At 58.6% G+C, this 13,628-nt stretch carries 10 protein-coding genes; 9 read left to right on the top strand and 1 reads right to left on the bottom strand.

Going from position 1 to position 13,628, the window contains the following annotated elements:
- Positions 1-277: 277 nt before the first annotated feature.
- Positions 278-1,567: a citrate synthase gene (gene gltA, locus KVQ74_RS15995; protein ID WP_003222994.1), complete on the bottom strand. Its 1,290-nt coding sequence runs from the start codon at positions 1,565-1,567 to the stop codon at positions 278-280.
- A gap of 364 nt (positions 1,568-1,931) precedes the next feature.
- Here gltA and sdhC point away from each other — a divergent pair, with 364 nt between their 5' ends.
- The 9 genes from sdhC (at position 1,932) to sucD (ending at position 13,291) form a co-directional block, all read left to right on the top strand.
- Entirely contained in the window at positions 1,932-2,306 is a 375-nt protein-coding gene (gene sdhC, locus KVQ74_RS15990) for a succinate dehydrogenase, cytochrome b556 subunit (protein WP_055137330.1), read from the top strand.
- Positions 2,300-2,668: a succinate dehydrogenase, hydrophobic membrane anchor protein gene (sdhD, locus tag KVQ74_RS15985; protein WP_055137329.1), complete on the top strand. Its 369-nt coding sequence runs from the start codon at positions 2,300-2,302 to the stop codon at positions 2,666-2,668. Before sdhC ends, sdhD begins: the two co-directional genes overlap by 7 nt.
- Positions 2,669-2,671: 3 nt before the next feature.
- Positions 2,672-4,444: a succinate dehydrogenase flavoprotein subunit gene (sdhA, locus tag KVQ74_RS15980; RefSeq protein WP_217832141.1), complete on the top strand. Its 1,773-nt coding sequence runs from the start codon at positions 2,672-2,674 to the stop codon at positions 4,442-4,444.
- A gap of 11 nt (positions 4,445-4,455) precedes the next feature.
- The gene (locus KVQ74_RS15975) at positions 4,456-5,160 is read left to right on the top strand and encodes a succinate dehydrogenase iron-sulfur subunit (RefSeq protein ID WP_217832139.1); all 705 of its coding nucleotides are present in this window, start codon (positions 4,456-4,458) and stop codon (positions 5,158-5,160) included.
- Between the two features lie 252 nt (positions 5,161-5,412).
- Positions 5,413-8,244 (top strand): 2-oxoglutarate dehydrogenase E1 component, encoded by a 2,832-nt coding sequence (locus tag KVQ74_RS15970; RefSeq protein ID WP_217832137.1) that lies wholly within the window; start codon positions 5,413-5,415, stop codon positions 8,242-8,244.
- A 42-nt stretch (positions 8,245-8,286) separates the two neighbouring features.
- Positions 8,287-9,507, top strand: a complete 1,221-nt coding sequence (odhB, locus tag KVQ74_RS15965; protein ID WP_217832135.1) for a 2-oxoglutarate dehydrogenase complex dihydrolipoyllysine-residue succinyltransferase — start codon at positions 8,287-8,289, stop codon at positions 9,505-9,507.
- Between the two features lie 97 nt (positions 9,508-9,604).
- Positions 9,605-11,041 (top strand): dihydrolipoyl dehydrogenase, encoded by a 1,437-nt coding sequence (gene lpdA, locus KVQ74_RS15960; RefSeq protein ID WP_217832134.1) that lies wholly within the window; start codon positions 9,605-9,607, stop codon positions 11,039-11,041.
- Between the two features lie 199 nt (positions 11,042-11,240).
- Entirely contained in the window at positions 11,241-12,407 is a 1,167-nt protein-coding gene (gene sucC / locus KVQ74_RS15955; protein ID WP_217832133.1) for an ADP-forming succinate--CoA ligase subunit beta, read from the top strand.
- A complete protein-coding gene (gene sucD, locus KVQ74_RS15950; RefSeq protein ID WP_011333119.1) occupies positions 12,407-13,291 on the top strand; it encodes a succinate--CoA ligase subunit alpha in 885 nt (294 codons plus the stop codon). Before sucC ends, sucD begins: the two co-directional genes overlap by 1 nt.
- Positions 13,292-13,628 lie beyond the last annotated feature (337 nt).

Genomic DNA, 13,628 nt, shown 5'->3' with positions numbered 1-13,628 from the left:
GGCGATGCCCCCTGATGGGCACCGTAGCGAGGGAACACTGAGCCTAAGCGAAGTGCCGTACGCCGGGGCCAAGACTTTTTGGTTACTTTTGAGGCGTTTGTCAAAAGTGACTCGCTGTAAGAGCGAAACCGCCAGCGGCAGCACCCGCAGCAACGGATATGCCCCCAGTCAACCAAAAAACAGTCGGCCCAAAGGCCGCTGAAACCAAACAAAAACGGCCCCCATTCACATGGAGGCCGTTTTCGATACAGCTCAAGACGTTATCGCAAGACAGGTCTTATTTGCGGTCTTCCAGCTTGGTGATGTCACGCGACTCGTAGCCGGTGTACAGCTGGCGCGGACGGCCGATCTTGTACGGGCTGGAGAGCATTTCTTTCCAGTGGGAGATCCAGCCGACAGTACGCGCCAGGGCGAAGATCACGGTGAACATGCTGGTTGGAATGCCGATCGCCTTGAGGATGATCCCCGAGTAGAAGTCGACGTTCGGGTACAGCGAGCGTTCGATGAAGTACGGGTCGGTCAGGGCGATCTCTTCCAGGCGCATGGCCAGTTCGAGTTGCGGATCGTTGTTGATGCCCAGTTCCTTCAGCACTTCGTCGCAGGTCTGCTTCATGACCGTCGCGCGTGGGTCGCGGTTCTTGTAGACGCGGTGACCGAAGCCCATCAGCTTGAACGGATCGTTCTTGTCCTTGGCCTTGGCGATGAACTTGTCGATGTTCGAAACATCGCCGATTTCATCGAGCATGGTCAGTACGGCTTCGTTCGCACCGCCGTGGGCAGGGCCCCACAGTGCAGCGATGCCGGCGGCGATACAGGCGAACGGGTTGGCGCCCGAGGAGCCCGCCAGACGCACGGTGGAGGTCGAAGCGTTCTGCTCGTGGTCGGCATGGAGGATGAAGATCCGGTCCATGGCCTTGGCGAGCACCGGGCTGATCGGTTTGATCTCGCACGGGGTGTTGAACATCATGTGCAGGAAGTTTTCCGCGTACGTCAGGTCGTTGCGCGGGTACATCATGGGTTGCCCCATGGAGTACTTGTAAACCATCGCCGCCAGGGTAGGCATCTTGGCAACCAGACGGATCGCGGAGATTTCGCGATGCTGCGGGTTATTGATGTCCAGGGAGTCGTGGTAGAAGGCCGAGAGAGCGCCGACTACGCCGCACATGACGGCCATCGGGTGGGCGTCGCGACGGAAGCCGTTGAAGAAGGTTTTCAGCTGCTCGTGAACCATGGTGTGGTTTTTCACGGTGCTGACGAACTGGGCCTTCTGCTCTGCGGTCGGCAGCTCGCCGTTGAGCAGCAGATAGCAGGTTTCCAGGTAGTCCGACTTTTCAGCCAGCTGTTCGATCGGGTAACCGCGGTGCAGCAGGATGCCGTTATCGCCGTCGATATAGGTGATCTTCGATTCGCAGGAAGCGGTCGACATGAAACCGGGGTCGAAAGTGAAGCGGCCCGTGGCCGTCAGGCCCCGAACATCGATAACATCGGGACCAACGGTGCCGGTTAAAATGGGCAGCTCGACGGGGGCTGCGCCCTCGATGATCAACTGCGCTTTTTTGTCAGCCATGTGGCCTCCTATTTATGCTTGAAATCATCAGACAGACCCCCCACGCAGGGCCCGCACCACTATAGTGAGATAAATTCGAATGTCAATTTGCCTAAAGTCTTGCTCCAGAAGGCTTTAACCGGACTTTTTCCTCGAAATTGCCTGCCATTTACGCCTTTTATACGACTTGTGCAATCAGCTATTGGGGGTAGGCGATTGCGTTGTCATTAGTAGCCTAACTGTCTATACTCGGCGACCGACCGCCAAGGGCTTTTGGGCTTGCTTTCATTGGGGGTCGCATCCCTGGGTGGTGGTTACCTGACCAGTGCACTCCCCAACAACTTTGCCCTGATTGTTAGGGGCTCTTCAGTGTGAAAAAAAAGCCGTGAAAAGCCAACGACCTGTAAACCTAGACCTAAGGACCATCAAACTCCCCATCACCGGCGTTACGTCGTTTCTTCACCGTGTTTCCGGCATCATCCTCTTCCTGGGCCTTGGCATCATGCTTTATGCATTGGGCAAATCCCTGGGTTCCGAGGAAGGTTATGTCGAGGTGAAGGCATGCTTGACCAGTCCGCTGGCCAAGTTCGTAGCATGGGGCCTCCTGTCCGCTCTTCTGTATCACCTGGTTGCCGGTGTGCGCCACTTGATCATGGACATGGGCATCGGTGAGACGCTGGAAGGCGGCCGCCTGGGCTCGAAAATTATCATCGCCGTTTCCGTGGTGCTGATCGTTCTGGCAGGAGTTTGGATATGGTAACCAGCGTTACGAACCTTTCGCGTTCGGGCCTCTATGACTGGATGGCACAGCGTGTGTCTGCGGTCGTTCTCGCGGCTTATTTCATTTTTCTGATCGGCTACCTCGCCGCGAACCCCGGCATTGGCTATGAGCAATGGCACGGTCTGTTCGCCCACAATGCGATGCGTATCTTCAGTCTGCTGGCACTCGTTGCCCTGGGCGCTCACGCCTGGGTCGGCATGTGGACCATCGCGACCGACTACCTGACGCCAATGGCGCTGGGCAAATCGGCGACTGCAGTACGTTTCCTTTTCCAGGCAGTATGCGGCGTTGCGATGTTCGCTTACTTCGTCTGGGGTGTGCAGATTCTCTGGGGTATCTGAGTCATGGCTAACATTCCAACGATTTCTTTCGACGCCATCATTATTGGTGGTGGCGGTGCCGGCATGCGCGCTGCGCTGCAACTGGCACAGGGCGGTCACAAGACTGCCGTGATCACCAAGGTTTTCCCGACCCGTTCGCACACTGTATCCGCCCAGGGCGGCATCACCTGCGCGATCGCGTCCGCCGACCCGAACGATGACTGGCGCTGGCACATGTACGATACCGTCAAGGGTTCCGACTACATCGGTGACCAGGACGCTATCGAATATATGTGTCAGGAAGGCCCGGCTGCCGTTTTCGAGCTGGACCACATGGGGCTGCCATTCTCGCGTACCGAACAAGGCCGTATCTACCAGCGTCCGTTCGGCGGTCAGTCGAAGGATTACGGTAAAGGCGGGCAGGCTGCCCGTACCTGCGCCGCTTCCGACCGTACCGGTCACGCGCTGCTGCACACCCTTTATCAGGGCAACCTGAAAGCCGGTACCACGTTCCTGAACGAGTACTACGCTGTCGATCTGGTGAAGAACGACGCAGGCGACTTCGTCGGTGTTATTGCCATTTGCATCGAAACTGGCGAAACCACCTACATCCGCGCGAAAGCCACCGTACTGGCGACCGGCGGTGCAGGCCGTATCTACGCTTCGACCACCAACGCCCTGATCAACACCGGTGACGGCGTCGGCATGGCTCTGCGTGCAGGCGTACCGGTACAAGACATCGAAATGTGGCAGTTCCACCCGACCGGCATCGCCGGCGCCGGTGTTCTGGTGACCGAAGGTTGCCGTGGTGAAGGTGGTTACCTGATCAACAAGCACGGCGAGCGCTTCATGGAGCGTTATGCTCCGAACGCCAAAGACCTCGCTGGTCGTGACGTGGTTGCCCGCTCGATGGTTAAGGAAATCATCGCCGGCAACGGTTGCGGTCCGAATGGCGACCACGTAATGCTCAAACTCGACCACTTGGGCGAGGAAGTGCTGCACAGTCGTCTGCCAGGCATCTGCGAACTGTCGAAGACGTTTGCTCACGTTGACCCTGTTGTCGCTCCGGTTCCGGTCGTTCCGACTTGCCACTATATGATGGGCGGCGTTGCCACCAACATTCACGGCCAGGCGATCACCCAGAACGCTGAAGGCGTCGACACCATCATCCCGGGCCTGTTCGCGGTAGGCGAAGTGGCTTGCGTATCGGTTCACGGTGCCAACCGTCTGGGCGGCAACTCGCTGCTCGACCTGGTGGTATTCGGCCGTGCCGCCGGCCTGCACCTGGAAAAGGCGCTGACCGACGGTATCGAATACGACGACGCCACCGAAGCCAACATCAATGCCGCTCTGGCCCGTCTGTCCGCCCTCAACGAGCGTACCGATGGCGAAGACGTCGCCACCCTGCGTCGCGAGCTGCAAAGCTGCATGCAGAACTATTTCGGTGTATTCCGTACCGGCGAATACATGCAGAAAGGTATCGCTCAGCTGGCCGATCTGCGCAAGCGCATCGCCAACGTGAAGATCAACGATAAGTCGCAGGCATTCAACACTGCACGTATCGAAGCTCTCGAGCTGCAAAACCTGCTGGAAGTGGCTGAAGCTACCGCCATCGCTGCCGAAGTGCGTAAAGAGTCCCGCGGTGCTCACGCCCGTGAAGACTTCGAAGATCGTGACGACGAAAACTGGCTGTGCCACACCCTGTACTTCCCGGGTGACAAGCGCGTCACCAAGCGTGCCGTGAACTTCTCGCCGAAGACTGTTCCGACTTTCGAACCTAAAGTCCGGACTTATTAAGGGTGACCGCCATGTTGCAAGTTGAAGTTTATCGTTACAACCCTGACACCGACTCCGCGCCGAAAACCCAGGTTTTCCAGGTTGACACCGGTGGCAAGGATCTGATGGTGCTGGACGTGCTGGCCCTGATCAAAGAGCAGGACGAAGGTTTCTCCTATCGTCGCTCCTGCCGTGAAGGCGTCTGCGGCTCCGACGGCATGAACATCAACGGCAAGAACGGCCTGGCGTGCATCACGCCGCTGTCCGCTGTCGTGAAAGGCAACAAGTTGGTTGTTCGTCCGCTGCCAGGTTTGCCGGTTATCCGTGACCTGGTCGTCGATATGAGCATCTTCTACAAGCAATACGAGAAGGTTAAGCCATTCCTGCAGAACGACACGCCGGCTCCGGCCATCGAGCGTCTGCAGTCCCCTGAAGAGCGTGAAAAGCTCGATGGTCTGTACGAGTGCATCCTGTGCGCCTGCTGCTCGACCTCGTGCCCGTCCTTCTGGTGGAACCCGGACAAGTTCCTGGGCCCGGCCGCACTGCTGCAAGCGTACCGCTTCCTGGCAGACAGCCGCGACACCAAGACGTCCGAGCGTCTGGCTTCGCTCGATGACCCGTTCAGCGTATTCCGCTGCCGGGGCATCATGAACTGCGTCAACGTATGTCCGAAAGGCCTGAACCCGACTAAGGCCATCGGTCACATCCGTAACATGCTGCTCTCGAGCGGCGTGTGATTCAGCTGCTGTACCCGTAGGACCGCTAAAGGTCACGGCGCGGGCTTCAACCCGCGCCATGGCTATAACCAGAGCAGCAGTCATAAGCTGCGGCTCTTATTTTGAAGAAATGAGACAAGCAGGGGCATCCGGGCTGGTACCCGGACTATCAGTGTGATCCTAAGTGGCTTGTTTTGGTCGCTGCATTCGGACTTCTGCAAGCTTGCTCGGTGTCGACACCGGTGGTGTTCCCCTAACCGAGGGTGACCAAGCATGCAAGAGAGCGTGATGCAGCGCATGTGGGACAGCGCCTACCTTTCCGGTGGAAATGCTGCCTATGTGGAAGAGCTTTATGAGCTCTACCTGCACGACCCTAACGCTGTGCCAGAAGAGTGGCGCACCTACTTTCAGAAGTTGCCAACCGAAGGCAACTCTGCCACCGATGTTTCGCACTCCACAATTCGCGATCATTTCGTGCTGCTGGCAAAGAACCAGCGCCGCGCCCAGCCGGTTTCCGCCGCAAGCGTGAGCACTGAGCACGAGAAGAAGCAAGTTGAAGTGCTGCGATTGATCCAGGCCTACCGTATGCGTGGCCACCAGGCAGCCCAGCTTGACCCGCTGGGGCTGTGGCAGCGTCCTGCACCTGCAGACCTGTCGATCAATCATTACGGCTTGACCAATGCCGATCTTGATACGACCTTCCGTGCCGGCGACCTGTTCATCGGCAAAGAGGAAGCGAGCCTACGCGAAATTCACGAAGCGTTGCAGCAGACATATTGCCGCACCATCGGCGCTGAATTTACGCACATCACCGATTCCGAGCAGCGCCAGTGGTTCCAGCAGCGTCTGGAAAGCGTGCGCGGTCGTCCGACGTACTCCGCCGACATCAAGACTCACGTGCTCGAGCGCGTGACCGCCGGTGAAGGGCTGGAAAAATACCTGGGCACCAAATACCCAGGCACCAAGCGTTTCGGCCTGGAAGGCGGCGAAAGCCTGATTCCGATGCTCGACGAGCTGATCCAGCGTTCCGGTTCCTACGGCACCAAGGAAGTCGTCATCGGCATGGCCCACCGTGGCCGTCTGAACGTGCTGGTCAACACCTTCGGCAAGAACCCGCGCGAGCTGTTCGACGAGTTCGAAGGCAAGAAGAAGGTCGAGCTGGGCTCCGGTGACGTTAAGTACCACCAGGGTTTCTCGTCCAACGTCATGACCACCGGCGGTGAAGTTCACCTCGCCATGGCGTTCAACCCGTCCCACCTGGAAATCGTTTCCCCGGTGGTCGAGGGTTCGGTTCGCGCCCGTCAGGATCGTCGTAACGACCCGACCGGCGAGAAAGTCCTGCCGATCTCCATCCACGGTGACGCTGCATTCGCAGGTCAGGGCGTGGTGATGGAAACCTTCCAGATGTCGCAGACCCGCGGTTTCAAGACCGGCGGCACCGTGCACATCGTGATCAACAACCAGGTCGGTTTCACCATCAGCAACCCGCTGGACTCGCGTTCTACCGAGTACGCCACCGACGTCGCGAAAATGATCCAGGCGCCGATCCTCCATGTGAATGGTGATGATCCGGAAGCCGTGTTGTTCGTGACCCAGCTGGCCATCGACTACCGCATGCAGTTCAAGCGTGACGTGGTGATTGACCTGGTCTGCTACCGTCGTCGCGGCCACAACGAAGCGGACGAACCGAGCGGCACCCAGCCTCTGATGTATCAGCAGATCACCAAACAGCGCACCACCCGTGAGCTGTATGCCGATCGTCTGATCCAGGGCGGTGTGCTGGACGCTGAGCGTGTTCAGGCCAAGGTCGACGAGTACCGCAACGCGCTGGACAACGGTCTGCACGTAGTGAAGAGCCTGGTCAAAGAGCCGAACAAAGAGTTGTTCGTGGACTGGCGTCCGTATCTGGGCCACGCCTGGACTGCGCGTCACGACACCCGTTTCGACTTGAAGACCCTGCAGGAGCTGTCCGCCAAGCTGCTGGAAATTCCGGAAGGCTTCGTGGTTCAGCGTCAGGTCGCGAAGATCTACGAAGACCGTCAGAAGATGCAAGCCGGCGGCCTGCCGATCAACTGGGGTTACGCCGAAACCATGGCGTACGCGACCCTGGCGTTCGAAGGTCACCCGATTCGCATGACCGGTCAGGACATCGGCCGCGGTACGTTCTCGCACCGTCACGCTGTTCTGCACAACCAGAAAGACGCCGGCACCTACATTCCACTGAAGAACCTGTACGACGGTCAGCCGCGTTTCGACCTGTACGACTCGTTCCTGTCGGAAGAAGCCGTACTGGCATTCGAATACGGTTACTCGACCACCACGCCAAACGCGCTGGTGATCTGGGAAGCCCAGTTCGGTGACTTCGCCAACGGTGCACAGGTCGTGATCGACCAGTTCATCACCAGCGGCGAGCACAAGTGGGGCCGTCTCTGCGGTCTGACCATGCTGCTGCCGCATGGCTACGAAGGTCAGGGTCCTGAGCACTCCTCGGCGCGTCTTGAGCGTTACCTGCAACTGTGTGCCGAGCACAACATTCAGGTGTGCATGCCGACCACGCCGGCGCAGATCTACCACTTGCTGCGTCGTCAGGTGATTCGCCCGCTGCGCAAGCCGCTGGTGGTCCTGACTCCGAAGTCGTTGCTGCGCCACAAGCTGGCCATCTCGACGCTGGAAGACCTGGCCGATGGTTCGTTCCAGACCGTGATCCCGGAAATCGATGCCCTGGACCCGAAAAAGGTCGAGCGCGTTGTTCTGTGTAGCGGCAAGGTCTACTACGACCTGCTGGAAAAACGCCGTGCCGAAGGCCGTGAAGATATCGCCATCGTGCGTATCGAGCAGCTGTACCCATTCCCTGAGGACGACTTGAAAGAAGTCCTGGCTCCTTACACCAACGTCAAACATGCCGTCTGGTGCCAGGAAGAGCCGATGAACCAGGGTGCGTGGTACTGCAGCCAGCACCACCTGCGTCGCAGCATCAGCAACCTCAACAAGTCTCTCGTACTCGAATACGCGGGCCGCGAGGCTTCTGCTGCACCTGCATGCGGTTACGCATCGATGCACGCCGAGCAGCAGGAAAAACTGCTGCAAGACGCGTTTACCGTTTAACGCCTTCGCGCACCTGAAACCGAATTTAAGGAACCACAGATAATGGCTATCGAGATCAAAGCCCCCACTTTCCCGGAATCGGTTGCCGATGGCACCGTTGCCACCTGGCACAAACAACCGGGCGACGCCGTCAAGCGTGACGAACTGATCGTCGACATCGAAACCGACAAGGTCGTGCTGGAAGTTCTGGCGACCGCTGACGGCGTGCTGGGCGCAATCGTCAAGGGCGAAGGCGACACCGTTCTGTCCGACGAAGTCCTGGGCTCCATCGTTGAAGGCGGCGCTGCTGCCGCTGCCCCGGCAGCCGCTGCTGCTCCGGCCGCTGCCGCCGCTCCGGCTGCCGCTGACGGCGAAGACGACCCGATCGCTGCTCCTGCCGCGCGCAAGCTGGCTGAAGAGAACGGCATCAACATCGCTTCCGTTGCCGGCACCGGCAAGGGCGGTCGCGTAACCAAGGAAGACGTGGTTGCTGCTGTTGCTGCCAAGAAAGCTGCTCCGGCTGCCGCACCTGCCAAGGCTGCTGCTCCGGCCGCCGCCGCTCCTGTGTTCGCCGCTGGCGATCGCGTCGAGAAGCGCGTGCCGATGACCCGCGTTCGCGCGACCGTCGCCAAGCGTCTGGTAGAAGCTCAGTCGAACATGGCGATGCTGACCACTTTCAACGAAGTCGACATGACCGAAGTCATGGCGCTGCGTTCGAAGTACAAGGACCTGTTCGAGAAGTCCCACAACGGCGTACGCCTGGGCTTCATGTCGTTCTTCGTGAAAGCGGCTACCGAAGCGCTGAAACGCTTCCCGGCGGTCAACGCTTCGATCGACGGCAACGACATCGTTTACCACGGCTACGCTGACGTGGGTGTGGCAGTTTCCAGCGACCGTGGCCTGGTGGTTCCGGTTCTGCGTAACGCCGAGCACATGAGCCTGGCTGAAATCGAAAACGGCATCGCGACCTTCGGCAAGAAAGCCCGTGACGGCAAACTGTCGATGGACGAAATGACCGGCGGTACGTTCACCATCACCAACGGTGGTACCTTCGGCTCGATGATGTCGACCCCGATCGTCAACCCGCCGCAGGCAGCGATTCTGGGCATGCACAACATCATCCAGCGTCCGATGGCCATCAACGGTCAGGTCGTGATCCGTCCGATGATGTACCTGGCACTGTCCTACGATCACCGTCTGATCGATGGCAAAGAAGCTGTAACCTTCCTGGTGACCATCAAGAACCTGCTGGAAGATCCGGCTCGTCTGTTGCTGGATATCTGATTGAAGCAGCTGTGAGCTGCAAGTTTCGGGCTGCAAGCAACGGCAGCCCGGCTTGCAGCTTGCGGCCTGAAGCTTTTCGCTAAAGAGGATTTTTTGAATGTCGCAGAAATTTGACGTAGTAGTGATCGGTGCTGGCCCTGGCGGCTACGTGGCAGCCATCAAGGCTGCACAGCTCGGTCTGAGCACTGCCTGCATCGAGAAGTACACCGATGCTGAAGGCAAGCAAGCCCTGGGCGGCACCTGCCTGAACGTAGGCTGCATTCCTTCCAAGGCACTGCTGGACAGCTCCTGGAAATACAAGGAAGCGAAAGAAAGCTTCAACGTCCACGGTATCTCGACCGGCGAAGTCAAGATGGACGTCGCTGCGATGGTTGGCCGCAAGGCTGGCATCGTCAAGAACCTGACCGGCGGTGTTGCCACCCTGTTCAAGGCCAATGGCGTTACTTCGATCCAGGGCCACGGCAAACTGCTGGCCGGCAAGAAAGTCGAAGTCACCAAGCCTGACGGTTCGGTTGAAGTCATCGAAGCCGAAAACGTGATCCTGGCTCCAGGTTCGCGCCCAATCGACATTCCACCGGCCCCGGTTGACCAGAACGTTATCGTCGACTCGACTGGCGCTCTGGAATTCCAGACCGTACCGAAGCGCCTGGGCGTGATCGGTGCCGGCGTGATCGGCCTGGAACTGGGTTCGGTATGGTCGCGTCTGGGTGCAGAAGTGACCGTCCTGGAAGCCCTGGACACCTTCCTGATGGCAGCGGACACCGCTGTTTCCAAGGAAGCGCTGAAAACCCTGACCAAACAGGGCCTGGACATCAAGCTGGGCGCTCGCGTGACCGGCTCCAAAGTGAACGGCGCTGAAGTCGTCGTGAACTACACCGATGCCAACGGCGAACAGACCATCACTTTCGACAAGCTGATCGTAGCCGTTGGTCGCCGTCCGGTGACCACTGATCTGCTGGCTGCCGACAGTGGCGTGACCCTGGACGAGCGCGGTTTCGTGCACGTTGACGATCACTGCGCCACCACCGTACCGGGCGTTTACGCCATCGGCGACGTGGTTCGCGGCATGATGCTGGCACACAAGGCCTCGGAAGAGGGCATCATGGTTGTCGAGCGCATCAAGGGCCACAAGGCTCAGATGAACTATGACCTGATCCCTTCGGTTATTTATACTCACCCGGAAATCGCGTGGGTCGGTAAAACCGAGCAGACCTTGAAAGCTGAAGGCGTTGAAGTTAACGTCGGCACCTTCCCGTTCGCAGCCTCCGGCCGCGCAATGGCCGCCAACGATACCGGCGGTTTCGTCAAGGTCATCGCCGATGCCAAGACTGACCGTGTATTGGGCGTCCATGTGATTGGCCCAAGCGCTGCAGAACTGGTTCAGCAAGGCGCGATCGCGATGGAATTCGGCACCAGCGCTGAAGACCTGGGCATGATGGTTTTCTCCCATCCGACCCTGTCTGAAGCCTTGCACGAAGCTGCTTTGGCGGTGAATGGCGGCGCCATCCACATTGCCAACCGCAAGAAGCGTTAAGACACAATAAGAAACCACGGCGGTACGGCCCGTCGTGAGCCTTGCGTGCAAGACTCACCGCGGAATGTCCGCTGGACGCAGTCTTGCGTAGCTGCACCGGGTATCCGGAAAGGCTGCGCAAGCAGCAGTCACAGGTGGCGCGGCACTCATAACGAGCGCAGCGCCGAATGCGCAGTACCTAACGAAGACGGTAAAAAGCATGAATCTTCACGAGTATCAGGGTAAGCAGCTGTTCGCTGAGTACGGCCTGCCAGTATCCAAAGGCTACGCGGTAGACACCCCGGAAGAAGCAGCGGAAGCTTGCGACAAAATCGGCGGCAACGAGTGGGTTGTCAAAGCCCAGGTTCACGCCGGTGGTCGCGGTAAAGCGGGCGGCGTAAAGCTGGTTCGCAGCAAAGAAGACGCCAAAGCCTTCGCACAGCAGTGGCTGGGCAAGCGTCTGGTGACTTACCAGACTGACGCCAACGGCCAGCCAGTCACCAAGATCCTGGTTGAATCGTGCACTGATATCGCTAAAGAGCTGTACCTGGGCGCTGTCGTTGACCGTTCGAGCCGTCGCATCGTGTTCATGGCTTCCACCGAAGGTGGCGTGGACATCGAGAAAATCGCTCACGACACTCCAGAAAAAATCCTCAAGGCCACTATCGATCCACTGGTTGGCGCTCAGCCATTCCAGGGTCGCGAGCTGGCGTTCCAGCTGGGTCTGGAAGGCAAGCAGGTTGCTCAGTTCGCCAAGATCTTCGTAGGTCTGGCCAAGCTGTTCAAGGATCACGACCTGGCTCTGCTGGAAGTGAACCCGCTGGTGATCAAGGCTGACGGCGATCTGCACTGCCTGGACGCCAAGATCAACATCGACGCCAACGCCATGTACCGTCAGCCTAAGCTGAAGACTTTCCACGATCCGTCGCAGGACGATCCGCGCGAAGCGCACGCTGCCAAGTTCGAACTGAACTACGTAGCCCTGGAAGGCAACATCGGCTGCATGGTCAACGGTGCCGGTCTGGCCATGGGCACCATGGACATCGTCAACCTGCACGGCGGCAAGCCAGCCAACTTCCTCGACGTAGGTGGTGGTGCTACCAAAGAGCGCGTGACCGAAGCCTTCAAGATCATTCTGTCCGACAGCAACGTCGCTGCAGTACTGGTCAACATCTTCGGCGGCATCGTTCGTTGCGACATGATTGCCGAAGGCATCATCGGCGCCGTGAAAGAAGTCGGCGTGAAAATCCCGGTTGTTGTTCGTCTTGAAGGCAACAACGCTGAACTGGGCGCTAAAGTACTGGCAGAAAGCGGTTTGAACATCATCGCTGCTACCAGCCTGACCGACGCTGCTCAACAAGTTGTCAAAGCTGCGGAGGGCAAGTAATGAGCGTCCTGATCAATAAAGACACCAAAGTCATCTGCCAGGGCTTCACCGGCGCGCAGGGTACTTTCCACTCCGAACAAGCCATTGCCTACGGCACCAAAATGGTTGGCGGCGTGACTCCAGGCAAAGGTGGCACCACTCACCTGAACCTGCCTGTGTTCAACACCGTGAAAGAAGCCGTAGAAGCCACTGGCGCCACCGCCAGCGTGATCTACGTTCCGGCTCCTTTCTGCAAGGACTCGATCCTGGAAGCGGCTTTCGGCGGCATCAAGCTGATCGTCTGCATCACCGAAGGCATTCCTACCCTGGACATGCTGGACGCGAAGGTTAAGTGCGACGAGCTGGGTGTTACCCTGATCGGCCCTAACTGCCCAGGCGTGATCACTCCGGGCGAATGCAAGATCGGCATCATGCCAGGTCACATTCACTTGCCAGGCAAAGTCGGTATCGTTTCCCGTTCCGGCACCCTGACCTACGAAGCTGTGAAGCAGACCACTGACGCCGGTTTCGGTCAGTCGACTTGCGTTGGCATCGGCGGTGACCCGATCCCGGGCTCCAACTTCATCGACATCCTGAAGCTGTTCCAGGAAGACCCGAAGACCGAAGCGATCGTGATGATCGGCGAGATCGGCGGTTCGGCTGAAGAAGAAGCGGCTGCCTACATCAAGGCCAACGTAACCAAGCCGGTTGTTTCCTACATCGCTGGTGTGACTGCTCCTCCGGGCAAGCGCATGGGCCACGCAGGTGCAATCATCTCTGGCGGCAAAGGCACTGCAGACGAGAAATTCGCTGCTCTGCAAGACGCTGGCGTGAAAACCGTGCGTTCGCTGGCAGACATCGGCAAGGCCCTGGCCGAGCTGACTGGCTGGGAAGTGAAGAAGTAAGTTTCGACTGACTTCAAGCTCCAGCACAAAGGCCACCTTCGGGTGGCCTTTGTCGTTTTAGAGCAGTTGCAAGCTTCAGGCGGACCGTTGCAACGCAAGGCTTGCGGCCTGGAACTTGTCACTTGTCGCTGGTTTTCATACAAAAACGCGACACAGGAATGTCGCGTATCGGATAGTTCGCCCTCAAACAGTGCGTTTGTCGGGCAAATTCGTTAGGCTAGCAGCCATTTTTGCGTCTGCGGCCCACAAGGCAGGCAACGCGCTAAACGGGTCAGTCCCAAACGGACTGACAGCATTTCCCTAACCCCACAGGGAAATCCCCCTCTAAATTCCGATT

Source organism: Pseudomonas botevensis (assembly GCF_019145475.1).
In the GTDB taxonomy this organism is placed as follows: Bacteria; Pseudomonadota; Gammaproteobacteria; order Pseudomonadales; family Pseudomonadaceae; genus Aquipseudomonas; species Aquipseudomonas botevensis.
The sequence above is the reverse complement of the archived record's forward strand: the minus strand, read 5'-3'. Positions and strand labels throughout refer to the sequence as shown.